The sequence below is a fragment of the Streptomyces sp. Ac-502 genome, assembly GCF_045222935.1.
GTDB lineage: Bacteria > Actinomycetota > Actinomycetes > Streptomycetales > Streptomycetaceae > Streptomyces > Streptomyces monomycini.
Window position 1 is genome coordinate 3,957,991 of the sequence record NZ_JBHFFO010000001.1, and the last position, 23,831, is coordinate 3,981,821.

Genomic DNA, 23,831 nt, shown 5'->3' on the forward strand with positions numbered 1-23,831 from the left:
GTCAGCTCCTGGGGGAGGCGCTCGCGGTGGGGGTGGCCGTGACGGTGACCGTCGGCGTCGGCCTGGGTTTGGCGGGCTTCTGCGGCAGCACCGTGTCGCGCGGGTCCTCGCGGGGCGGCTGGACGACCACGCCGACGATGTCCAGCTGGGAGAAGCCGACGAACGGGCGGACCTGGAGGGAGCGGGTCAGGTCGCCGTTGGACGGGTCGACCTTGACCACCCGTCCGACCGGGACGCCGGGCACGAACGGCTTGTCGGCGCTGGAGCCGAAGGTGACCAGCCGGTCGCCCTTCTTCACCTCGGCCTTGCCGTTGAGCAGCTGTACGCGCAGCGAGTCACCGCCCTGGCCGGTGGCGAAGCCGATCTCGTTGGTCTTCTCCATGCGGGTGCCGACGGTGAAGTCCGGGTCGTTGGCGAGCAGCACGGTGGCGGTGGTGCGGCCGACGGTGGTGACCCGGCCGACCAGGCCGTCACCGTTGAGGACGGTCATGTCGCGGGCGATGCCGTCCTGGGAGCCGGCGTCGATGGTGACGGTCCAGGAGAAGCCCTGCGCCGCGCCGATGGCGATGACCTGGGCGCCCTTGATGCCGTACTGGCCGGTGCCGGCGGTCTTGAGCATCTTGTCCAGCTCGGCGGCGCGGTTGCGGTTGCGGTCGGAGGAGCCGAGCTTCGCCTTGAGCGCGGCGTTCTCCCGCTCCAGGACGCTGATCCGGGTGTGCCGCTCACCGGAGTCGCGTACCGCGCCGACCGCGTTGCCCACCGGGTCGACGACCGTGGCGATACCGCTCTCGACCGGGCCGAAGGCCGCGGCGGCGGCCTGCCGGGCGGGGGCGAGCGGGGACCGTTCGCCGCCGCGGATGTCCACCGTGATCAGCGCGAACGCGATCGCGACCAGCAGCACCAGTAGCAGCCGGCTCTCTCGTGTGTCCCTCACGTGCGGCGGCCGTGTCCTTCCTCGTAGGACCGGCCGGCTGCGGGCCCGCGCCGGTCGCGCTGGGGAGTGCGGTTGTGCCTTGGTGCGCACAGCTCGCCCCTCGGGGGCGTGGTGCCTTTATACGCAGTGCTCGCCCGTCGGGGCGTGGTGCTTGTATATCAACGATCCGCCGTACGGACGATCAGCCGCCCGTACGGCGGAATGTCGGCTTTCGCTAGCGGCGCGGCTGGGAGTCCAGTACCTGCTGGAGGGCCTCGAACTCCTCGACGCACTTGCCGCTGCCGAGCGCGACGGAGTCGAGCGGGTCCTCGGCGATGTGGATCGGCATGCCGGTCTCACGGCGCAGGCGCTCGTCGAGGCCGCGGAGCAGGGCGCCGCCGCCGGTGAGCACGATGCCGCGGTCCATCACGTCGCCGGACAGCTCCGGCGGGCACTTGTCGAGCGTGGTCTTGACCGCGTCGACGATGGAGTTGACCGGCTCCTCGATGGCCTTGCGGACCTCGGCCGCCGAGATGACGACGGTCTTGGGCAGGCCGGAGACCAGGTCGCGGCCGCGGATCTCGGTGTGCTCGTCCTGTTCCAGGTCGTACGCCGAACCGATGGTGATCTTGATGCTCTCGGCGGTGCGTTCGCCCAGCAGGAGGCTGTACTCCTTCTTGATGTGCTGGATGATCGCGTTGTCCAGCTCGTCGCCGGCCACCCGGATCGACTGGGCCGTGACGATGCCGCCGAGCGAGATCACGGCGACCTCGGTCGTACCGCCGCCGATGTCCACCACCATGTTGCCGGTGGCCTCGTGGACCGGCAGACCGGAGCCGATCGCGGCGGCCATCGGCTCCTCGATGATGTGCACCTGACGCGCACCGGCCTGGGTGGACGCCTCGATGACCGCGCGGCGCTCGACTCCGGTGATGCCGGAGGGGACACAGACGACGACGCGCGGACGGGCCAGGTAGCGGCGCTTGTGGATCTTGAGGATGAAGTAGCGGAGCATCCGCTCGGTGATCTCGAAGTCGGCGATCACGCCGTCCTTCAGGGGACGCACCGCGACGATGTTGCCGGGGGTGCGGCCGATCATCTTCTTCGCCTCGGCCCCGACGGCCAGGATGCCGCCGGTGTTGGTGTTGATGGCCACGACCGACGGCTCGTTGAGGACGATCCCGCGACCCCTGACGTACACCAGCGTGTTGGCGGTCCCGAGGTCGACAGCCATGTCACGGCCGATGAACGACATGTTGTTCCCCATGAGGATACGTCTGGCCTTCCCAACTGGAGCGAATGCTTACTTGAGGTCGGCAGGTGTGGTGCGCCGGGGCGCGGAAGCTCCATCGTAGTCACGAAGTCCCCACCGCTCGAACGCGGTGCGGGGTTCCTTCGCCATTGTCGGCGGAACACGGACCCGCCCCCCTCAATGGGGACGTCGTGTCGCGCCGAAGCGTTCCCCCGTTCGGAGCGCGGATCCCGCGGGGTGACCGACGGGCCGCCGGTCACCCCAGGTCACCGGGGGTCGGAGTGACCTGATGTCAGGAGCGGCCCGGGAAGAAAATCTTGATTTCACGCTCCGCCGACTCCGGCGAGTCCGAGGCGTGGACGAGGTTCTCCCGCGTGATGGTCCCGAAGTCGCCGCGGATCGAGCCGCCGGGCGCCTTGATCGGGTCGGTCGGCCCGGCCAGCGCCCGTACGCCCTCGATGACCCGCTCGCCCTCGACGACCAGGCTGACCACCGGGCCCGACGACATGAACTGCACCAACGGCTCGTAGAAGTCCCGGCCGACGTGCTCGGCGTAGTGCTGCTCCAGGATCTCGCGGTCCAGGGTGCGCAGCTCCAGCGCGCTGATCGTCCAGCCCGCCTTGCGCTCGATACGGCCGAGAATCTCACCGACCAGGCCGCGGCGGACCGCGTCGGGCTTGAGGAGGACGAGCGTGCGCTGGCTCACGGGAGGGGCTCCTTGGGTTACGCGACAGACGGCAGGTGCCCTGAGGCTACATGGGTGACGGCGTTGCGCTGTACGCGGTACCGGGGCCGGGCGGAGGGCCGAACGGGTGACGCTGGGGCGGTTTTCGCACGGGCGAGCGATCGGACCCGTCCGGGAACCGTGGCTACGCCGTACCCGGCTGCGGCCCCTCCTCCGCCTGGGCCGCCCACCGGGCCTTCGCCTCGTCGATCTTGCGGCCAAAGTGCACCGACGCCCACCACAGCGCGGCGAAGACCGCGCCGAGGAAGAACATCGTGCCCACCACGAAGCCGCTGGCGACCAGGCCCGCCTGGAGGGCCCAGCCGAGCTGTACGCCGCCGGGGCGGTTGAGCACGCCGCACAGCAGGACGCACAGCAGCATCGCGACACCGCTGACCGTCCAGACCGTGGCCGTGGAGTGGCCCGAGGTCTGCATCGCGACCAGACCGGCGAACCCGATCACGAAGAACTCGCCGATCAGCGTGCTCGCACACAGCGTGCGCATGGTCAGTTCCTTCCCAGGAGCAGGCGGGCCTCGCCGACCGTGATCACGGAGCCGGTGACCAGCACGCCGGCCCCGGAGTACTCGCCCTCCTCCTCGGCGAGGGTGATCGCCGCCTCCAGCGCGTCGTCGAGCCGTGGCTCGACCTGCACCCGCTCGGAGCCGAAGATCTCCACCGCGACGCCCGCCAGCTCGTCCGCGTCCATGGCGCGGTGGCTGGAGTTACGGGTCACCACGATCTCCGCGAAGATCGGCTCGAAGGCCTCCAGGACACCGCGTACGTCCTTGCCCTCGCTGGCGGCGAGCACGCCGACGAGTCGGCTGAAACCGAACGCCTCGCTGACCGCCTCGGCCGCTGCCCGCGCGCCCGCCGGGTTGTGCGCCGCGTCCAGGATCACGGTCGGGCTGCTGCGCACGACCTCCAGGCGGCCCGGCGAGGCCACCGCGGCGAACGCGGAGCGGATGGTGTCGATGTCCAGGGTGCGGGCGTGCTCGGAGCCGATGCCGAAGAACGCCTCCACCGCGGCCAGCGCCACCGCGGCGTTGTGCGCCTGGTGGGCGCCGTACAGCGGCAGGAAGATGTTCTCGTACTCGCCGCCCAGGCCGCGCAGCGTCAGCAGCTGGCCGCCGACCGCCACCTCACGGCCGATCACACCGAACTCCATGCCCTCGCGGGCGACCGTGGCGTCCACCTCGACCGCGTGCTTGAGCATCACGGACGCCGCGTCCACCGGCTGCTGCGCCAGGACGACGGTGGCGTCCTTCTTGATGATCCCGGACTTCTCGCCGGCGATCAGCTCGGGTGTGTCGCCGAGGCGGTCGGTGTGGTCCAGCGAGATGGGCGTGACGACGGCGACGTCACCGTCGATCACGTTGGTCGCGTCCCAGGTGCCGCCCATGCCGACCTCGACGACCGCGACGTCCACCGGGGCGTCCGCGAAGGCCGCGTACGCCATGGCGGTGAGCACCTCGAAGAAGGAGAGGCGGTACTCCTGCTGTCCGTCGACCATCTCGACGTACGGCGCGATGTCGCGGTACGTCTCGATGAAGCGCTCGGCCGGGATCGGGGCGCCGTCCAGGCTGATCCGCTCGGTGACGGACTGCACGTGCGGGCTGGTGTACCGGCCGGTACGCAGGTCGAAGGCGGTCAGCAGGGCCTCGATCATGCGGGCGGTGCTGGTCTTGCCGTTGGTGCCGGTGATGTGGATGGACGGGTACGCGCGCTGCGGCGAGCCCAGGACGTCCATCAGCGCCTCGATGCGCCGCACCGACGGGTCCAGCTTGGTCTCGCCCCAGCGGCCGGCCAGCTCGGCCTCCACCTCGCGCAGCGCGCGGTCCACCTCGGGGTCCTCGGGACGGGCGGGAATGCCGTCCCCCTGGGGCGGGCCGGCCTGCGCGCGCAGCGTACGGCTGCCGGCCTCGATCACCGCGAGGTCGGGGTCGCGGGTGGTCTCCGCGTCCACCATCTCCTCGAAGGGGTCGGCCTGGCCGTCCGGGCCGGGAATCGGGTCGGGGTCGTCGTTTCGGGGGCGCTCGTCGCTCACGGCTCCAGTCTACGAGCCACCACCGACAGCGGTGGCTGGCGGCCCGCGGCCGGGGCGCGACGGCCCGCGCCCCCGCCGGTCCCGCTGCTACGACAGCGCCGCCTTCATCATCGCCTTGGCCACCGGGCCCGCCAGGCCGCCGCCCGAGATCTCGCTGCGGGCCGCGTCGCTGTCCTCGACCATGACGGCGACGGCCACCTGCCGCCCTGGTCGTCCTTGGCGTAGGAGACGAACCACGCGTACGGGGTGCCCTGGTTGTCCACGCCGTGCTGGGCGGTGCCGGTCTTGCCGCCGACCGTCAGGCCGTCGATCTTGGCCTTGGAGCCGGTGCCCTCGTTCACGACGGTCTGCATGGACGACTGGAGCTGCTCGGCAGTGCGCTGCGACATCGCCCTGCCGTACTTCTCCGGCTCGTACTGCTGGAGCGTGTTGCCGCCGCTGTCGGTGAGCTTGTCGACCATCTGCGGCTTCTGGAGTTCGCCGCCGTTGGCGATGGCCGCGGAGACCATGGCCATCTGGAGCGGCGTCGCGGTGTCGTCGAACTGGCCGATGCCGGACAGCGCGGTCTGCGCCTTGTCCATGCCCTTCGGGTACAGGCTCTTGCCGGCCCGTACCGGGGTGTCCAGCTTGCCGTCGTCGAAGCCGAACTTCTCGGCCTGCGCGCGCACCTTGTCCTGGCCCAGGTCGGCGGCCATCTTCGCGAAGACGGTGTTGCAGGAGTACTGGAGCGCGGTGCGGATGGTCGCGTTCTCGCAGGGCGCCGAGGCGCTCTCGTTCTTCAGGGTGGTGCGGGTGCCGGGCAGGACGTACGGGTCGGGGCTGTCGGTGGCCTCGTCCACGGAGGAGTACAGGCCGTTCTCCAGCGCGGCCGCCGCGACGACGAGCTTGAAGGTGGAGCCGGGCGGCAGCGGCTGCCGCAGCGCGCGGTTGATCTCGGGGTGCTTCTCGTCCGCCGACAGGTCCTTCCACGCCTTCTGGTCGCCGCTGCCGGAGCCGGCGAACTTGCCCGGGTCGTACGAGGGCGTGCTGACCATGCCGAGGATCTTGCCGGTGGCCGGGTCGAGGGCGACCGCGGCGCCGGTCTTGTTCCCGAGCGCCTCGTAACCCGCCTTCTGCACCTTGGAGTCGATGGTGGTGGCCACGTCGCCGCCCTTGGGCCGCTGGCGGGTCAGCGCGTCGCCCGGGTTCTGCAGCCGGCTGTCGGAGCCGTCCAGGAGGTCGCCGTACAGGCTCTCCAGCTGGTTGCTGCCGAAGATCTGCGAGGTGAAGCCGGTGACGGGGGCGTAGAGCGGGCCGTTCTTGTACGTCCGCTTGTTCCTGAGGGTGCCGTCGGTGGCGGTGGAGCCGGTCACCGGCTGTCCGTCGACGAGGATGTTGCCCAGCGGATTGGCGTACTTGGCTATGGAGACGCGGGGATTGTGCGGATCGTCCGTGAACGTGGACGCCTTGGCCCCCTGCAGCCAGGTGACCCACGCCAGGAGCGCGAGGATCAGCAGGACGCAGAAGACCGAGACGCGGCGCAGCGGTTTGTTCATGGGTGGCGCGGCTCCTCGTCGCTGGACGGTGGTGCGGCCGACTACGTACGCCGTACGTTTCGCCGGAAAGTCCCGTTTGCGGGCCCCATGGTCCCCCGTCTGTCTGAGAGGCGGATGAGAACGCGGCGGCCGGCGCCCCACCGTGACGCACGCCTCCGATCGCCGCCCCCGGGCAACGCACCACCCCCTGCCCGCATCTTCCCCGGCGGGCTCTGTGAGCCTTGACCGACACGAAGATCCGGCGAAGACCGGAAGAGAACGGGCCCCGGAGGGCGGCGGACGTACGGCCGCCGGGCTCCCCGGGCGAAACAGGAGCTGAAGAGCGTGCGCGTGCCGGCAATCAGTCAGCGGATGCACTTGGTGCTGCTCACCGCGTGGACCGTGCTGTGGTTCGTGGTGGTCGAGCCGAACGGAGGTTTCTCCTGGCACTACCTGCGCACCGGCGGCGAGCTGATCTACCAGGGCTCGTCCGGCGACGGCACCGGCGGCCTCAACCTCTACGCCCACCACCCCGAGTTGCAGATGGGCCCGGTCAGCTTCCTGATCGCCGGTCTGTTCAACCCGTTTCCCGAGCACACCGGGCAGTTCCTGGCCGCCGCCCTGATGTCGCTGCTCGGCCTGGTGATCGTGGTGCTGGCCGGCCGCAGCGCCGCCTGGCACTTCCTGGGCACCGGCACCAACCACCAGCGGCTGCGGCAGCGCGTCCTGATAGCCGGCCTGGCGTTCATCCCCATGTGGATCGAGGTCTCGGTCCGCTTCGGGCACCTGGACGACGTGCTCGCGCTGTTCTTCACGGCCCTGGCCGTACGGTCGGTGACCCGCGGCAACGCCGCGCTGACCGGCGTCTTCCTGGCCCTCGCGATGGACTCCAAACCGACGGCGCTGGCCTTCGTCCCGCTGCTGCTCGCACTCCCGAAGGAGAAGTGGCTGCGCGCGGGGCTGTGGATGGCGGCCCTGGTCGCGGTGGCCTGGCTGCCGTTCTTCGTCGGTGACATGAATTCGTTCTCGGCGGCCAAGTTCGCCATCCCCAACCACCCGGCGTCCGCGCTGCGCTGGCTGGGCGTGGCCGACCCGGAGACGCCCGGCTGGGACCGGCCCGCGCAGTTCGCGCTGGGCCTGCTGCTGGGCTGTCTGGCGGTGTGGCGGGGGCGCTGGGCCGCCGTCGTCCTGCTGGGCGCCAACGCCCGTATCGTCCTGGACCCCAGCGTCTACACGTACTACACCGCGTCCGTACTGCTCGGCACGCTGCTGTGGGACGTCATCGGGCAGCGCCGGCTGGTGCCCTGGTGGAGCTGGCTGGCGCTGCTGATCCTGTACGGCAGCGTCTTCGTGGTGCCCGACGACTCGGCGCGCGGCCTGATCCGGCTGGCGTTCGTGGCCGTGTCGACGGCGTACGTCCTGCTGTGGCCGGTACGGGAACGCGGCGACCGGCGCGGCTCGGGACGGCGCAGGCCCCCGCCCGGAAGGACGAGGGGCCTGCGGAGCCGTATGCGCCGGGAGCCGTCCCGGCGCCGGGCGCTACGCCTTGGGCAGGGCCGCCAGCTGCGCGCTGATGCGCACGATGTCGGCCTCGGCCGTCTCCAGCCGCGTACGGATCTTGGCGACGACGTGTTCCGGGGCCTTGCCCAGGAACGCCTCGTTGCCGAGCTTCCCGTTGGCCTGGGCCTTCTCCTTCTCGGCCGCGGCCAGGTCCTTCGACAGGCGCTTGCGCTCGGCCTCGACGTCGATGGCGCCCGACAGGTCCAGCGCCACCGTCGCGCCCGCGACCGGCAGGGAAGCGGTGGCGGTGAAGTCCTCGCCCGCGGGCTGGAGGCGCAGCAGCGAGCGCATCGCGGCCTCGTGGGCGGCGAGCTGCGTACCGGCCAGCTCCAGCTTCGCCGGAACCTTCTGGCCGGGCTGCAGGCCCTGGTCGGACCGGAAGCGGCGGACCTCGGTGACGACCTGCTGGACGGTCTCGATCTCCCGCTCGGCGGCCGCGTCGCGGAAACCGCTGTCGGCCGGCCACTCGGCGATCACCAGGGACTCACGGCCGGTCAGCGTCGTCCACAGGGTCTCCGTGACGAACGGCACGACCGGGTGCAGCAGCCGCAGCGTGACGTCCAGGACCTCGCCGAGCACCCGGCGCGAGGCGTCGGCGGCCGGGCCGCCCGCCATGAAGGTGGTCTTGGACAGCTCGACGTACCAGTCGAAGACCTCGTCCCAGGCGAAGTGGTAGAGCGCGTCCGACAACTTCGCGAACTGGTAGTCCTCGTAGTACGCGTCGACCTGCGCCACGACCGTGTTCAGGCGGGACAGGATCCAGCGGTCGGTCGCCGAGAGCTGCTCGGCCGGCGGCAGCTCGCCCTCCAGCGTCGCGCCGTTCATCAACGCGAAGCGGGTGGCGTTCCAGATCTTGTTGGCGAAGTTGCGGGACGCCTGGACCCAGTCCTCGCCGATCGGCACGTCCGCGCCCGGGTTGGCGCCGCGGGCCAGCGTGAAGCGGACGGCGTCCGCGCCGTAGGCGTCCATCCAGTCCAGCGGGTCCACCGAGTTGGGGTTGGACTTGGACATCTTCTTGCCGTGCTCGTCACGGACCAGGCCGGTCAGCGCGATGGTGTGGAACGGCGCCCGGCCGTCCATCGCGTACAGACCGAACATCATCATCCGGGCGACCCAGAAGAAGATGATGTCGTGGCCGGTGAGCAGCACGTCGGTCGGGTAGAACTTCGCCAGGTCCGGGGTCTTCTCCGGCCAGCCCAGCGTGGAGAAGGGCCACAGGCCGGAGGAGAACCAGGTGTCCAGGACGTCGGACTCCTGGGTCCAGCCCTCGGCCTCGGTGCCCGGCGGCTCCTCGTCCGGACCGACGCAGACGATCTCGCCCTCGGGGCCGTACCAGACCGGGATGCGGTGACCCCACCACAGCTGGCGCGAGATGCACCAGTCGTGCATGTTGTCGACCCAGTCGAAGTAGCGCTTCGACATGTCCTCGGGGTGGATCTTGACCCGGCCGTCGCGGACCGCGTCACCGGCGGCCTGCGCCAGCGGGCCGACCTTGACCCACCACTGCATGGACAGCCGCGGCTCGACGGTGGTCTTGCAGCGCGAGCAGTGGCCCACGGAGTGGGTGTACGGGCGCTTCTCGGCGACGATCCGGCCCTGCTCGCGCAGCGCCGCCACGATCGCCGACCGCGCCTCGAAGCGGTCCAGGCCCTCGAACGGGCCGTGCACGGTGATCACACCGCGCTCGTCCATGACGGTCATCGACTCCAGGTCGTGCCGCTGGCCGATGGCGAAGTCGTTGGGGTCGTGGGCCGGGGTCACCTTGACGGCACCGGTGCCGAACTCCGGGTCGACGTGGGTGTCGGCGACCACCGGGATGGTGCGGTCGGTCAGCGGCAGCTTGATCCGCTTGCCGATCAGGTGCGCGTACCGCTCGTCGTCCGGGTGGACGGCCACCGCCGTGTCACCGAGCATCGTCTCGGCGCGGGTGGTGGCGACCACGAGGGTCTCCTCCCCTCGCCGTACATGATCGAGACCAGCTCGCCGTCGTCGTCCTGGTACTCGACCTCGATGTCGGAGATCGCGGTCAGACAGCGCGGGCACCAGTTGATGATGCGCTCGGCGCGGTAGATCAGCTCGTCGTCGTAGAGCCGCTTGAAGATCGTCTGGACGGACTGGGACAGGCCCTCGTCCATCGTGAAGCGCTCACGCGACCAGTCGACGCCGTCGCCGAGGCGGCGCATCTGGCCGAGGATCTTGCCGCCGTACTCCTGCTTCCACTTCCAGACGCGCTCGACGAACTCCTCGCGCCCGAGGTCGTGGCGGGACTTGCCCTCCTCGGCGAGCTGCTGCTCGACCTTGTTCTGGGTGGCGATGCCGGCGTGGTCCATGCCGGGCAGCCACAGGGCCTCGTAGCCCTGCATGCGCTTGCGGCGGGTGAGGGCGTCCATCAGCGTGTGCTGGAAGGCGTGGCCGAGGTGCAGGCTGCCGGTGACGTTCGGCGGGGGGATGACGATCGTGAACGGCGGCTTCTCGCTGTCCGCGGCCGCCTCGAAGTACCCCCGCTCCACCCAGCGCTCGTACAGCGGCCCCTCTACCTCGGCCGGCGCGTACTGGGTCGGCAGTTCAGTGGGGCTGCTGTTCGGCCCGCCGTCTCGGGGGCTCTGCTGAGTGTTCTCGGTCACGACGCTCAGTGTACGGGCGCGGATGTCGCAGTCTCGAATCGGTTTGGCCCCCGGAGGACCGGCCGGCGGTGACGTCGTACAGGATGTTGGCGACGCGAAGACATCAACTGTGACGGGCGTCATCGGGCGCCGTCAGTTGCCACGAGGGGAACCCGCTCCATGAGCTTCAACCAGCCGCCTCCCGGCCCGTACGGCCAGCCGCCGCAGCAGCCGGGACCGTACGGTCGGCCCGCGCCGCAGCCGGTCGGGCAGCCCCAGTACGGCTACCCCCAGCAGGGCGGCCAGGTCCCCCCGCAGCAGCCTTACGGCTACCCGCAGCAGGCTCCCCAGCCCGGCTACCCGCAGCAGCCCCAAGCCCAGGCCCAGGCGCCCTACGGCCAGCCGCCGCAGCCCGCCCCGTACGGACAGCAGCCCGGCGGCTACGGCCAGCCGCCGCAGAACGGCGGCAAGGGCAAGGGGATGAAGATCACCCTCGGTGTCGTCGCGGTGGCGGCCGTGGCGGGCATCGGCGTGGGCGCCTACTACGCGTTCGGTCCCGGCGGGGACGTGAAGCCCTACACCATCTCCATGCCGGACGACCTGCTCGGTACGTACAAGAAGGCGGCGGGCAAGGACGAGAAGAAGGACGAGTCCAACGACGCGGAGACCAAGGCCCTCGGCATCACCGAGGGCACCAGCGTCCAGGGCAGCTACGCGAACGACGAGGGGCAGCCGCTGCTCGTCACCGGTGTCTACGGCAAGGTCGCCGACCCCAAGAGCACGGTGAACAAGATGGTCGCCCAGATCGAGAAGAAGTCGGAGCGGACCGACACCCAGGGCGCGAAGCTGGAGACCGTCACGCCGGTGACGGAGTTCTCGCCGGACGGCTTCGACGGCTCGGTCATGAAGTGCAAGGCCGTCAAGGGCACCGCTTCGAGGGCCGGCCTCACCGCGACGTCCACGGTGACGTGGTGCGTCTGGGGCGACTCCAGCGCGGTGGGCATCGTCATGAACAACGGGGTGGTGGCGCCCACCAAGTCCACCGGCACCGCCTTCTCGGCCGAGCAGTTCGCCGAGAAGACCCGCGAGATCCGCGACGCGGTGCGCCACGAGAAGTAACGGCCGCGGCCGTACCGCACCACTTCAGGGGAGGACACGTCATGAGCTTCAACCAGCCGCCGCCGGGGCCTTACGGGAGCAGCGGGCAGCCGCCGCAGGGGCCGTACGGCGACAGCGGGCAGCAGCAGCCGCAGGGCGGTGGCTTCGGGCCGCCTCAGGGGCCTCCGCAAGGCACTCCTCAAGGATCGCCGCAAGGGCCGCCGTCCGGCCCGTACGGGTACGGGGCGCCCCAGCAGCCGCAGGCCCCGCAGCAACCGATGCAGCAGCCGATGCCGCCCCCGCAGTTCCCGCAGTACCCGCCGCCGGGGCCGTCCGGCCCGTCCGGTGGCGGCGGCACCGGGAAGATCATCGCGGGGGTGGCCGCCGGAGTCGTGCTCGTGGGCGCCATCATCGGCGGAGCCGTGATGCTCGTCTCGGGTAACGGCGACGACGGGCCCCCGCGGGCCCGTGGCGGCGAGTCCGCCGCTCCGGGCACCGGTTCCGACGCCTCCGGCACGTCCGAGGAGAAGCCGTCCGCCGAGGACGGCGGGCAGCGGATGCGGCTGACGACGCCCAGGACGGTCGACGACGGCGCGTACACGCTGGAGAAGGACAAGGCCGCCCTCCAGCGCGACGGCCTGAAGCTGGGGGCGCCGCCGCCCGGCATCACCCAGGAGATCGCCCGCTACCAGGGCACCCGCGGCAGCCGGCCGACCGGCCTGATGATCTCCGGCGGCTACGGCACCATCGACGACCCGGACAGCGTGGTGGACAACATGTTCCGCGGCGTGGCCACCGGGGGCGCCACGGTCGTACGGCAGCGCGAAACGTTCCGGCCCGGCGCGGCCGGCGGCGACGTGAAGATCGACTGCGAGGTCCTGAAGATCCCGGCGGCCGGCTACGCGCCGGTCTGCGGCTGGGCCGACGGCTCGACCGCCGCGGTGCTGCTCTACATGAACGGCGAGCTGCGCTCCCCTCGGACGTCAATCTGGCGCAGTACGCGGACACCACCGCCGTGGTGCGCGGCAAGACCCGTACCCCGCGGTAGCCGGACGAGCGCAAGGGCCGCCGCGCGACCGGTGGTCGCGGGGCGGCCCCGAGGCGCCGTCCGTGCGGGGGGAACGGACGCGCTACGCGCTCTTCTCGTGATGCTCGCCCGACTCGCCGCCGCGGTTGCGCGGCACCAGCGTCGGATTCACGTTGGAGTGCACGACCTCTTCGGTGATCACGACGCGGGCCACGTCCTTGCGGGACGGGACCTCGTACATCACCGACTGCAGGACCTCTTCCATGATGGCGCGCAGGCCGCGCGCGCCGGTGCCGCGCAGGATCGCCTGGTCGGCGATGGCCTCCAGGGCCGGGCGGTCGAAGTCCAGCTCCACGCCGTCCAGTTCGAACAGGCGCTGGTACTGCTTGACGAGCGCGTTGCGCGGCTCCAGCAGGATCTGGAGGAGCGCCTCGCGGTCGAGGTTGTGCACTGAGGTCAGCACGGGCAGCCGGCCGATGAACTCCGGGATCATCCCGAACTTCACCAGGTCCTCCGGCATGACGTCCTGGAGCTGGTCCTTGGACTCGATCTCGCGCTTGGAGCGGATGGTGGCGCCGAAGCCGATGCCCTTGGCGCCGGACCGGGCCTCGATGATCTTCTCCAGGCCGGCGAACGCGCCGCCCACGATGAACAGCACGTTCGTCGTGTCGATCTGAATGAATTCCTGGTGCGGGTGCTTGCGGCCGCCCTGCGGGGGCACCGAGGCGGTGGTGCCTTCCAGGATCTTCAGCAGGGCCTGCTGGACGCCCTCGCCGGAGACGTCACGGGTGATCGACGGGTTCTCGCTCTTGCGGGCGACCTTGTCGATCTCGTCGATGTAGATGATCCCGGTCTCGGCCTTCTTGATGTCGAAGTCCGCGGCCTGGATCAGCTTGAGGAGGATGTTCTCCACGTCCTCGCCGACATAGCCGGCCTCCGTCAGCGCCGTCGCGTCGGCGAAGGCGAACGGGACGTTGAGCATCCGGGCGAGCGTCTGCGCGAGCAGCGTCTTGCCGGAGCCGGTGGGGCCGAGCAGCAGGATGTTGGACTTGCCGAGTTCGATGCCGTCGTCGCCGCCGCGCGCGCCACCGTTCTCACCCGCCTGGACCCGCTTGTAGTGGTTGTAGACGGCGACCGAGAGCGCCTTCTTGGCGGGCTCCTGGCCTACGACGTAGCTCTCCAGGAACTCGTAGATCTCCCGGGGCTTGGGCAGTTCTTCCCAGCGGACCTCGGAGGTCTCGGCGAGCTCCTCCTCGATGATCTCGTTGCAGAGGTCGATGCACTCGTCGCAGATGTACACACCAGGTCCCGCGATGAGCTTCTTCACCTGCTTCTGACTCTTCCCGCAGAACGAGCACTTGAGCAGGTCGCCGCCGTCACCGATGCGTGCCACGAGGTGCTTCCCCTTCGCCTGGGATCCGCATTGCTCCACGGACCCGGGTGCTTGCCTATCGACGGTACCTTGCCGGGCCCCCGTACGGGCCCCCTTGGACCGACTCGGTCAACCTGGTCCAAGGGGGCGTAGTGTCCGGCTCAGAGCCTGTGTCATATTCCCGGTCGGATCAGCGCACGTCGTCTGTGCACTTCGCTGCGCTCCGCCTCGGCTCTTCGATCTGTTCTTCGGAAGCCGAGCCGATCGCAAGGCGCCGGGATGTCCTCGTAGCGGAGCTACCAGGGCATTTCGGCAACGCCGCGAGCGTGCGTGCCAGACGGCGGGCGCCCGGCCGGGGGTATGACACAGGCTCTTCACTTCGCGACGGGTCGCGATCAGACCGAGGCGGCCGTCTTGCGGGTGGAGACGATCTGGTCGATCAGACCGTACGCCAGGGACTCCTCGGCGGTCAGGATCTTGTCGCGCTCGATGTCGTCACGGATCTTCTCGATCGGCGTGGTCGAGTGCTTGGCCAGCATGTCCTCCAGCTGCGTCCGCATCCGGAGGATCTCGTTGGCGGCGATCTCCAGGTCGGACACCTGGCCACGGCCGGTCTCGCTGTACGGCTGGTGGATCAGCACGCGGGCGTTGGGCAGCGCCATCCGCTTGCCGGGGGTGCCGGCGGCGAGCAGCACGGCCGCGGCGGAGGCCGCCTGGCCCATGCAGACCGTCTGGACGTCGGGCTTGACGAACTGCATCGTGTCGTAGATCGCGGTCAGCGCCGTGAAGGAGCCGCCGGGCGAGTTGATGTAGATCGAGATGTCCCGGTCGGGGTCCATCGACTCCAGGCACAGCAGCTGCGCCATGACGTCGTTGGCCGACGCGTCGTCGATCTGCACGCCGAGGAAGATCACGCGCTCTTCGAAGAGCTTCGCGTACGGGTCGTACTCGCGCACGCCCTGCGAGGTGCGCTCGACGAAGCGCGGCACGATGTAGCGGGACTCGGCAGGCTGGCCCTGGAACTCTGCCTGCGGGGCGTCGTGGCGCTCGTAGAGGCTACGGCCGGAGAAGTTGTTCATCTGGAGGTTCACCGTCCTGGTGGCGGTCAAAGGGGCTGGAGTCGGCTGCGTGGCGAGTCGTCCGGGGCTCAGGCCCCGGTGCCGCCTCCGCCCGGAACGCCGGCCGCCGTGGTCATGACGTCGTCGATGAGGCCGTACGCCTTGGCCTCCTGCGGGTCGAACCAGCGGTCCCGGTCGGAGTCGCGGGTGATCTGCTCGACGGTCTGACCGGTGTGCTGGGCGGTCAGCTCGGCCATGCGCTTCTTGGTGTGCAGCAGCCGCTCGGCGTGGATCTTGATGTCCGACGCGGAGCCCGCCAGGCCCGCGGAGGGCTGGTGGATGAGGATCTCGGCGTTGGGCAGCGCGAAGCGCTTGCCCGGGGTGCCGGCGCTCAGCAGGAACTGGCCCATCGAGGCGGCGAGGCCCATGGCGATGGTGACCACGTCGTTCTTGATGTACTGCATGGTGTCGTAGATCGCCATGCCGGCCGAGATCGAGCCGCCCGGGCTGTTGATGTAAAGGAAGATGTCCTTGTCCGGGTCAGCGGCGAGGAGCAGCAGCTGCGCGGTGATCTTGTTGGCGATGTCGTCGTCGACCGGCTGGCCGAGGAAGATGATCCGCTCGCCGAGCAGCCGGTTGTAGACCTGGTCGCCGAGGCCACCGAAGGTCGGCTCAGCGGCGGCGGAAGGCATCGGGATCGTCACGTGTCCACCTGCTCGTTGTCGGACGGCCCAGGGCCGTCTCAGCGTCGTCTTCTGGGGCGCGGGGAGGGCGCGGCGTGCTCCGCCGGCGCCGTTACGGCTAGTCCCCTGCCCTCGTATCTACGGACCCTAACGCGCTGGTCGGCGGGCGCCATCCCGCATTGTCAACTGTTCGCTGTGAGCGCAGGCTCACCGGCGTTCACGGGCCCTGACGACATACGGGCCCGAACACGCGGGCGTGGCGTGTTCGGGCCCGTACGTCCATGGCGTCACGGGGCGGCCGGGGCCGCCCCGTGCGACCGGGGAGGCCGGGGCTCAGCCCTCGGACTTCTCGGCCTTCTCGGCGTCGGTGCCCTCGGCCTCGGAGGTCTCGACGGCCTCCGTGGTCTCGGCCGTCTCGTCCTCGTCGTCCAGGTCGACGACCTCGCCGTTGGTGTCCTTGACCGTGGCGGCCTCGACGACGACCGCGAGGGCCTTGCCGCGGGCGACCTCACCGACGAGCATCGGCACCTGGCCGCCCTCGACGACGGCCTGGGCGAACTGGTCGGGGGACATGCCGGAGGACTGCGCGCGGCGCATGAGGTGCTCGGTGAGCTCCTCCTGGCTGACGTTCAGCTTCTCCTTGTTGACCAGCTCGTCCAGGATGAACTGGGTCTTGATGCCCTTCTCGGCCTGCTCCTTGGTCTCGGCGTCGAACTCTTCCTCGGTCTTGCCCTGGATCTCCAGGTACTTCGCGAGGTCGAGGCCCATCTGGCCGAGCTGGTGGTTGACCAGGTTGTGCTTGCGGGTCTCGATCTCGTCCGCGAGCAGCTTCTCCGGCATCGGGACCTCGACCAGCTTCAGCAGCTCGTCGAGGACCTTCTCCTGGGCCTGGGTGGCCTGGTCGTACTTCTTCATCTGGGCGAGGCGCTTGGCGCTGTCGGCGCGCAGCTCCTCCAGCGTGTCGAACTCGCTCGCCAGCTGGGCGAAGTCGTCGTCCAGCGCGGGCAGCTCACGGGCGGCCACGGCGGTGACGTCGACCTTGACCTCGGCCTCCTTGCCGGCGGCGGAGCCGCCCTTCAGCTCGGAGGTGAAGGTGCCGGACTCGCCGGCCTTCAGGCCCTTGACGGCGTCGTCGATGCCGTCCAGCAGCTCGCCGGAGCCGACGGTGTAGCTGACGCCCTGGGCGACGCCGTCCTCCAGCACCTCGCCGTCGACCTTGGCCTCCAGGTCGACGGTGAGCACGTCGCCGTCCTCGGCGGCGCGCTCGACCGGGGAGGTCGAGGCGAAGCGCTCGCGCAGCTGCTCGACCGACTTGTCGATGTCCTCGTCCGACACCTCGACGGCGTCGACCTCGACCTCGATGCCGGAGTAGTCCGGGATCTCCAGGGCCGGGCGGATGTCGACCTCGGCGGTGAAGGTCAGCAGCTCGCCGTCCTTCAGCTCGGTGATGTCGACCTCGGGCTGGCCGAGGACGTTCAGCTCACCCTCGTTGACCGCCTCGGTGTAGAACTTCGGGAGCGCGTCGTTGACGGCCTCCTCGAGCACGGCGCCGCGACCGAACCGCTGGTCGATGACTCGGGCCGGGATCTTGCCCTGGCGGAAGCCCTTCACCGTGACCTGCTGGTTGATCTTCTTGTACGCCGCGTCGAGGCTGGGCTTGAGCTCCTCGAAGGGCACCTCGACAGTGAGCCGAACCCGGGTCGGGTTCAGGGTCTCCACGGCGCTCTTCACGGTTCGGTCTCCTTGGGGCTGACTTCTGGGGTTCTGCTTGAGATCTGCCGGCGCCTGGAGCCCAGGCGCCCTGCGGACCGCGCCCGGGAGAAAGACACACGGGCACGCAGCTTGCATAGTAACCGCAAGCGGGTTGGCACCCGCAATGTGATCTTGACGGGCCGCTTACGGACCCTCTCCGTGCGGGCCCGCACCAGCCACGGAGAGCGGCCTGGTGCGCGGCGGGCGCACCGGAGACCCGGCCGGAAACCGGGCCGGGACACCGTACGGCCGAACGCCGTACTGCCGCACGCCGTACGACTGCATGTCGTACTGCTGAAACAAACCTGCTGGTCGGGGTGGCCGGATTCGAACCGACGACCTTCCGCTCCCAAAGCGGACGCGCTACCAAGCTGCGCCACACCCCGTCGGTGCGACACGAAGGGTACATGGCCGTGGACGGTACGGCTGCCGGATATCGACGGGCACGGGCCGCGGACCAGGGGGCGCACGGTGCACGAACGGGGCGCGTGGGGCTTGAACGGCCGCCGCGACCGGCGGTAACGGGGCGGAGTGTGCGGCGGGCCCGGGTGACCCGCTAGGATGCACTGCGTGCCGCGGTCACCCGACCGGCGGCACATGCGGGCGTAGCTCAATGGTAGAGCCCCAGTCTTCCAAACTGGCTACGCGGGTTCGATTCCCGTCGCCCGCTCTGTGCGGTTCAGGGCCAGGTCAGAGGTTTTCCTCGGCTTGGCCCTGATGTGTTTTCGGGGATGGGAGCCATGGCCAGGAGGCGGTACGTCGCCCGAGGCGTGCCCGGCGGCTACCGGATCCGGGACAACCGGGGACGGCGCTGGTGGGGCGACCTCTACGAGCTGTGCCCCGACGAGCTCGTCCAAGAGCTGAACGGTGGAGCCGACCCCGCGAAGCTCACGGCACTCATGAAGCGGTACCGGGCCTTGAAGCGGTAGCCCCCGGCCGCTCCCCGGCTACCGTGGAAGTCGGCCGCCATCGCCGCCCGGCCGCCGCCCCTTGCCACCTCCCGACCGAGCGCGACCGCGCCCCGAGGGCGCTCACTAAGGTGTCGGCATGGAGATCTGGCTCAATCCCGCGTGTTCCAAGTGCCGTTCCGCCGTCGATCTGCTGGACGAGGAGGGGGCGGACTACACCGTACGCAGGTATCTCGAACAGCCCCCGACCGCCGCGGAGTTGCGGGAGGTGCTGGACCGGCTGGGGCTGGAGCCGTGGGACATCACGCGCACGCAGGAGGCCGAGGCGGCGGAGCTCGGCATCGGCGGCTGGGAGCGTACGGACGCCACGCGGGAACGGTGGATCGAGGCGCTGGCCGGGCGGCCGCGGCTGATCCAGCGGCCGATCATCACGGCGGACGACGGCACGGCGCTGGTCGGGCGCAGCGAGGAGGCCGTGCGGGAGGCGGTCGCGCGGAGCGGACGCGACGACCGCTGACCGTCCCGGCCGGGCCCGCGCACGGCAGGGGTGCGGGCCCGCGACGCGCTAGAAGCTGATGTTGTTGATCGTCTCGGCCACCGAGTTCAGGAACCGGTTGATGGACGGCGCGATGCCGGTGGAGGCGAGGAAGAAGCCGAAGAGGATGGCCACCAACGCCGGTCCCGCCTTGAGCGACTTGCCGCGTATCAACACGATCATGATGATGCCCAACAACAGCACGACGGACAGCGAAAGAGCCACAACTGATCACACCCTCGGTCGGAACGCCTGGCCGGCCCCGGAAGCATGCAGCCGCGCACACCCCCGCTCGGCACCATCGTGCCACCAAGTCACTGCCCAGTGGAGGCGGGTGGCGAATCATCGGCCAAGGCTTTGCCTGCGAACCGGACGACCGCGCCGCCGGGCACGGGCGGACACCGGTCAGCGGTACGGGAATTGACGCCCCGGCACGTATTCGGCCGCGCGGCCGGAACCGCACACGGCGGCTGGCCGGATGACACCGTACGGGCCGGTCCCCTTTTGTGCACACGTGAATTCCTGAGGCAGGTGCGCGGCCGGCGGACGTCCACCGCACCGACATACCGGTAGCGAAGCGGACATCACCCCCGCTCCCCCGGCGCGGCATATGCCCTCGCATAAGCGGATGACGCATCCCCGGACCGGATATTCACCGGCCCTCCGGGAATGCGCGAAAGCACACCCGGAATGCTCGGGAACCGCCCTCCGGTAAGGAATTCCCGCCGCGCCACGCCCGCATTGCGCATTCGGCGGAGAAGGTTTTACGCATTTCACGGCCGCCACTAGGGTGCGTCAGATGTTTCCCGCTGCGCCGACCTCACGACGTGTGCTTCCCCCGGCCTCCGAGCCCCCTGGCCGGGACACGGCGGCCCCCGCCGCGCACGCCCCGGAAGAGGCGCCACGGGGCGCCGGGCGGCCGACGGTGGAGGCCGCGCGGCCCGCTGCCAGGATCGGCCGGAACAGCGCCGGGAGCAGTCGGGACGCCGCCGGCAGTGGCCGGGACGTCTTCTTCGACAATGCGAAGTATCTGGCGATCGTGCTGGTCGCCATGGGGCATTCCTGGGAGCCGCTGACCGGCCAGAGCCGCACCGCCGGCGCGCTCTACATGACGGTGTACGCCTTCCACATGCCAGCGTTCATCATCATCTCCGGCTATTTCTCCCGGGGTTTCGACCTGCGCGCGGACCGGCTGAAACGTTTGATCACCGGGGTCGTGGTGCCGTACGTCGTCTTCGAGACCGCCTACACGCTCTTCGCGCGCTGGGCGAACCACGATCCGGACATGCCCGTCAGCCTTCTGGACCCCTGGTATCTGACCTGGTTCCTGGCCGCGCTGTTCGTGTGGCGGCTCACGACTCCCCTGTGGCGGATCGTCCGCCGGCCGGTGCCCCTGGCCCTGGCCGTGGCGGTACTGGCGTCCGTGTCCCCGGAGGTCGGCGACGACCTCGACATGCAACGGCTGCTCCAATTCCTGCCGTTCTTCGTCCTGGGGCTGAACCTGCGGCCCGAGCACTTCGCGCTGGTGCGGCGGCGCGCGGCACGGATCGCGGCGGTGCCGGTCTTCGCGGTCGCCCTGGCGCTGGCCTACTGGGCGGTGCCGCGGATGACCTCGGCGTGGTTCTACCACCGGGAGAGCGCGCAGGAGTTGGGGGCGCCCTGGTGGGCGGGGGCGGTGATGACGCTCGCCATGTTCGGATGCTCACTGGTCCTGACCGGCTGTTTCCTCGCGTGGGTACCGGCCCGCCGTACGTGGTTCACGGTGCTGGGCGCCGGAACCCTGTACGGCTACCTGCTGCACGGCTTCCTCACCAAGGACGCCCGTGCCCACGGCTGGTTCGACGGCCACGGGTGGCCGCACTCGCCGCTCGGCGAGGTCGCGGTGAGCCTGACGGCGGCGGCCGCGGTGACGACGCTGTGCACCCCGCCGGTCCGCCGGGGCCGACGCCCCGGGGCTGACGACCGCGCCACGCCCGCCCCACACCCTCAGGTCACGACCGCCCGGCGCACGCGGCCCGCCGCGCGCCATCCCTCGCTCCGTACGCCCGGTCGCCCTCCCGGCCGTACGGAGCGGGAGTGAACCTGCGCCAGGACGGCTGCCGCCGCCCCGAACGCGGGAAAACCCCTGGCAGGGCTCTCGACGGGAGGCCCGGGAAGATCCCGGAGGCGGGTCGGTGAAGGAGCGGGCACGGCAGGCGGTGCGCACAGGGGTGCCGTCCCCGAAAAGTCGTTTGGTAAACTAACCATTAACGCTTTCTTGACTCCCCCTTGACCGAACACCGTCCGGCCGAACCTCTGGAGGAGCCATCGGACACGCAGAAACCCTCCTCGCTATGGGCGGGGCCTTCCTGGCCGCAGCCGTCCTCGCCCGCCTGGGCAGCCGCATCGGGCTCCCCACGATCCCCCTGTTCATCCTGGCCGGGATACTGCTCGGCCCGCACACCCCCGGCGTCGCCCTGGTCGACGACCCGCACGAGTTGGAGATGCTCTCCCTGCTGGGTCTGGTGCTGCTGCTCTTCTACCTCGGCCTCGAATTCCACATGGACGACCTCAAGGAGGGCGGCCGCAAGATGGCCGTCGCCGGGGCCGCCTATCTGGCGCTGAACGTCGGCGCCGGTCTGATCTTCGGCTTCGTGGTCGGCTGGGGCACCTCCGAGGCGCTGGTCCTGGCCGGGGTGCTCGGCATCTCCTCGTCGGCGATCGTCACCAAAGTCCTCATGGACACCGGCCGGCTCGGCAATCCCGAGACCAAGCCGATCCTCGGCATCATCGTGGTCGAGGACATCTTCCTCGCGCTCTACCTGGCCGCCCTCCAGCCGGTGATCTCCGGCGCCGACTCGATGGCCTCGGCGGCCCTCGACGCGGGCAAGGCGTTCGGCTTCCTGCTGCTGCTCGCGGTGGTCGCCCGCTGGGGCACGGCGGTGATCGGCAAACTGATCGCCACCAAGGACAACGAGCTGCTGGTCATCTCCTTCCTGGGCGCCGCCGTCTTCGTGGCGGGCGTCTCGGAGTGGTTCGGCGTCGCGGACGCGATCGGTGCGTTCATGGTCGGTCTGATGCTCGGCAGCACCAGCTCCGGCAAGAAGATCATGGAACTGGTGCACCCGCTGCGGGACGCCTTCGGCGCGATCTTCTTCTTCGCGTTCGGGCTCTCCATCGACCCCGGCGACCTGCCGTCGGTGGTGTGGCCGGTGCTGATCGCGGTGGTGCTGACCCTGCTGATGAACGTCGTCGCGGGCCTGGTCGCCGCCCGGATCTACGGCTTCGGGCCGCGCCCGGCCGCGAACATCGCCACCGCGCTGCTCGCCCGCGGCGAGTTCGCGCTGATCCTGGCGACGATGGCGGCGGGCGCCGGGCTGGACGAGCGGCTGGCGCCGTTCATCGCCGGGTACGTGCTGATCCTGGCCGTCCTGGGACCGCTGGCGGCCGGCCGGTCGGCCTGGCTGGCGCGCGTCCTGCCGGGCGGCGGAGGCCCCGATCCGGACGCGCCGACGAGCGGCGGACAGCCCGAGCCCGCGGCCGCCGGCAGGTAGGGCGGGCAGAGCGGCCCGTACGGTTCAGTCGCGGCAGATCAGCAGCAGCGCGCGGTCGTCGTTGACATCCTTGGCCACGGCTTCGATCAGATGCCAGGCGGCACCGGCGAAGCCGCCGGCCACATAGCGGTCGGCCTCGCCGGTCAGCCGGTCGATGCCCTCGGCGATGTCCCGGTCGGCGGCCTCCACCAGGCCGTCCGTGAAGAGCATCAGCACGTCGCCGGGGCGCAGCGTCCCTTTGACCGGGTCGAACTGCGCCCCGTCGTACACCCCGAGCAGCGGCCCCTCGGCGTCCTTCTCCTCCCAGCGGCCGGTCCCCGCGCTGAGCTGGAGGGCGGGCAGGTGCCCGGCGGACAGCAGTTCGTAGTCGCCGGACTCCAGGTCCAGGACGAGGTGGATGGAGGTGGCGAAGCCTTCGTCCCAGTCCTGGCGCAGCAGGTAGCCGTTGGCGGCGGGCAGGAAGCCGTGCGGCGGCAGCGAGCCGAGCAGGCCGCCGAAGGCGCCGGACAGCAGCAGCGCGCGGGAGGCGGCGTCCATGCCCTTGCCGGACACGTCGGTCAGCACGACTTCGAAGATGTTGCCGCCGTGCGTACGGGAGGCCACCACGAAGTCGCCGGAGAAGGACTGTCCGCCGGCCGGGCGCAGCGCCATCTCGCGGTGCCAGCCGGCCGGCAGTTTGGGCAGCTTGCTCTGCACCCGGATGCGTTCACGCAGGTCGAAGAGCATCGTGCCGCCGCGCCGCCAGGGCACCCCGACCCGGCTGCGGAACTGCGCGATCATCAGTCCGGACAGGCCGGCCGCCGCGACCACCAGGACCGTGCCCGGGGTGATCCGGTCGCGGCCCTGGTCGTACGGGCCGAGCAGCGACGCCTCGACGATCAGGGCGGCGGCGGAGGTGCCGTACAGGGCGAGCAGGTTGGCCGGGCGCAGCAGCAGTCCGCCCGCGATGACCGGCAGGACCAGCGCGGTGGGCGCGATCCAGTCGGGGCGCCAGACGGTGCCGCAGGCGATGGCCGGGATGGCGATCAGGAGGGCGGCCAGGGCGATCCAGTCGGAGCCGTCGCCGCGGAAGTAGTCGACCCCGGCCTTGCGCACGCTGATGCGGACCCGGTGCACCGCCTTGCGCCACCGGGCCGTCGGGGACTTCGCTCCCGTGCTGCTCGCCATTGTTCTGGGACCTTATCCACCCGTTCGGCGGCGCGTCGATTCACGGCACGCCGCCTGGCGCAATCACCGGGAAACCGCGTTCGAAA

17 protein-coding genes, 2 tRNA genes and 2 pseudogenes are annotated in these 23,831 nt (G+C 70.4%); 6 read left to right on the forward strand and 15 right to left on the reverse strand.

Features of this window, described 5'->3' with window-relative positions; all coding sequences use genetic code 11:
• Nucleotide 1: 1 nt before the first annotated feature.
• From mreC to ACEXOX_RS17950, 8 genes and pseudogenes are all read right to left on the reverse strand, one after another.
• Nucleotides 2-934: a rod shape-determining protein MreC gene (gene mreC / locus ACEXOX_RS17915; RefSeq protein ID WP_406521801.1), complete on the reverse strand. Its 933-nt coding sequence runs from the start codon at nt 932-934 to the stop codon at nt 2-4.
• 214 nt (nt 935-1,148) lie between these two features.
• A complete protein-coding gene (locus tag ACEXOX_RS17920) occupies nt 1,149-2,168 on the reverse strand; it encodes a rod shape-determining protein (RefSeq protein WP_003985182.1) in 1,020 nt (339 codons plus the stop codon).
• A gap of 289 nt (nt 2,169-2,457) precedes the next feature.
• A complete protein-coding gene (gene ndk / locus ACEXOX_RS17925) occupies nt 2,458-2,871 on the reverse strand; it encodes a nucleoside-diphosphate kinase (protein ID WP_031001873.1) in 414 nt (137 codons plus the stop codon).
• 163 nt (nt 2,872-3,034) lie between these two features.
• Nucleotides 3,035-3,394 carry a DUF4233 domain-containing protein gene (locus ACEXOX_RS17930; protein WP_030020540.1) on the reverse strand — a complete coding sequence of 120 codons (360 nt, stop codon included), beginning with the start codon at nt 3,392-3,394 and terminating at the stop codon, nt 3,035-3,037.
• 2 nt (nt 3,395-3,396) lie between these two features.
• The gene (locus ACEXOX_RS17935; RefSeq protein ID WP_406521802.1) at nt 3,397-4,935 is read right to left on the reverse strand and encodes a bifunctional folylpolyglutamate synthase/dihydrofolate synthase; all 1,539 of its coding nucleotides are present in this window, start codon (nt 4,933-4,935) and stop codon (nt 3,397-3,399) included.
• 87 nt (nt 4,936-5,022) lie between these two features.
• Nucleotides 5,023-6,470 (reverse strand): annotated as a pseudogene (locus ACEXOX_RS17940) (peptidoglycan D,D-transpeptidase FtsI family protein).
• Nucleotides 6,471-6,967: 497 nt separating this feature from the next.
• Nucleotides 6,968-7,495, reverse strand: coding sequence for a hypothetical protein (locus tag ACEXOX_RS17945; RefSeq protein WP_406521803.1), 528 nt, complete (start codon nt 7,493-7,495; stop codon nt 6,968-6,970).
• A 493-nt stretch (nt 7,496-7,988) separates the two neighbouring features.
• Nucleotides 7,989-10,633: pseudogene (locus tag ACEXOX_RS17950) on the reverse strand (valine--tRNA ligase).
• Nucleotides 10,634-10,792: 159 nt separating this feature from the next.
• On the opposite strand from ACEXOX_RS17950, the gene ACEXOX_RS17955 reads away from it, so the two are divergent.
• Nucleotides 10,793-11,731 carry a hypothetical protein gene (locus ACEXOX_RS17955; RefSeq protein ID WP_406521805.1) on the forward strand — a complete coding sequence of 313 codons (939 nt, stop codon included), beginning with the start codon at nt 10,793-10,795 and terminating at the stop codon, nt 11,729-11,731.
• 1,109 nt (nt 11,732-12,840) lie between these two features.
• Here the strand turns inward: ACEXOX_RS17955 and clpX are convergent.
• The 5 genes from clpX to ACEXOX_RS17980 all read right to left on the reverse strand — a co-directional run bounded on the left by clpX (nt 12,841) and on the right by ACEXOX_RS17980 (nt 17,988).
• On the reverse strand, nt 12,841-14,130 hold the full coding sequence (gene clpX, locus ACEXOX_RS17960; RefSeq protein WP_406521806.1) for an ATP-dependent Clp protease ATP-binding subunit ClpX: 1,290 nt from the start codon (nt 14,128-14,130) through the stop codon (nt 12,841-12,843).
• A gap of 374 nt (nt 14,131-14,504) precedes the next feature.
• Nucleotides 14,505-15,188, reverse strand: coding sequence for an ATP-dependent Clp protease proteolytic subunit (locus ACEXOX_RS17965; protein WP_406526384.1), 684 nt, complete (start codon nt 15,186-15,188; stop codon nt 14,505-14,507).
• Between the two features lie 68 nt (nt 15,189-15,256).
• Nucleotides 15,257-15,859, reverse strand: a complete 603-nt coding sequence (locus ACEXOX_RS17970) for an ATP-dependent Clp protease proteolytic subunit (RefSeq protein ID WP_030643979.1) — start codon at nt 15,857-15,859, stop codon at nt 15,257-15,259.
• A gap of 324 nt (nt 15,860-16,183) precedes the next feature.
• On the reverse strand, nt 16,184-17,581 hold the full coding sequence (tig, locus tag ACEXOX_RS17975; RefSeq protein WP_406521808.1) for a trigger factor: 1,398 nt from the start codon (nt 17,579-17,581) through the stop codon (nt 16,184-16,186).
• A gap of 330 nt (nt 17,582-17,911) precedes the next feature.
• Nucleotides 17,912-17,988, reverse strand: a tRNA-Pro gene (locus ACEXOX_RS17980).
• 213 nt (nt 17,989-18,201) lie between these two features.
• On the opposite strand from ACEXOX_RS17980, the gene ACEXOX_RS17985 reads away from it, so the two are divergent.
• From ACEXOX_RS17985 to ACEXOX_RS17995, 3 genes are all read left to right on the forward strand, one after another.
• A tRNA-Gly gene (locus tag ACEXOX_RS17985) sits at nt 18,202-18,272 on the forward strand.
• A gap of 70 nt (nt 18,273-18,342) precedes the next feature.
• Complete coding sequence (locus ACEXOX_RS17990; RefSeq protein ID WP_406521810.1) at nt 18,343-18,531, forward strand: hypothetical protein; 189 nt, start codon at nt 18,343-18,345, stop codon at nt 18,529-18,531.
• A 118-nt stretch (nt 18,532-18,649) separates the two neighbouring features.
• Nucleotides 18,650-19,027 carry an arsenate reductase family protein gene (locus tag ACEXOX_RS17995; protein ID WP_406521812.1) on the forward strand — a complete coding sequence of 126 codons (378 nt, stop codon included), beginning with the start codon at nt 18,650-18,652 and terminating at the stop codon, nt 19,025-19,027.
• Between the two features lie 48 nt (nt 19,028-19,075).
• On the opposite strand, the gene ACEXOX_RS18000 is transcribed toward ACEXOX_RS17995, so the two are convergent.
• Entirely contained in the window at nt 19,076-19,270 is a 195-nt protein-coding gene (locus tag ACEXOX_RS18000) for a hypothetical protein (protein ID WP_030020551.1), read from the reverse strand.
• A gap of 604 nt (nt 19,271-19,874) precedes the next feature.
• Between ACEXOX_RS18000 and ACEXOX_RS18005 the strand changes: the two genes are divergently transcribed.
• Together ACEXOX_RS18005 and ACEXOX_RS18010 are read left to right on the forward strand one after the other, a co-directional pair.
• Nucleotides 19,875-21,125, forward strand: a complete 1,251-nt coding sequence (locus ACEXOX_RS18005) for an acyltransferase family protein (protein WP_406521814.1) — start codon at nt 19,875-19,877, stop codon at nt 21,123-21,125.
• Between the two features lie 253 nt (nt 21,126-21,378).
• Nucleotides 21,379-22,578, forward strand: coding sequence for a cation:proton antiporter (locus tag ACEXOX_RS18010; protein ID WP_406521815.1), 1,200 nt, complete (start codon nt 21,379-21,381; stop codon nt 22,576-22,578).
• Between the two features lie 24 nt (nt 22,579-22,602).
• Here ACEXOX_RS18010 and ACEXOX_RS18015 read toward each other — a convergent pair whose 3' ends face one another.
• The gene (locus ACEXOX_RS18015; protein ID WP_406521817.1) at nt 22,603-23,745 is read right to left on the reverse strand and encodes a PP2C family protein-serine/threonine phosphatase; all 1,143 of its coding nucleotides are present in this window, start codon (nt 23,743-23,745) and stop codon (nt 22,603-22,605) included.
• Nucleotides 23,746-23,831 lie beyond the last annotated feature (86 nt).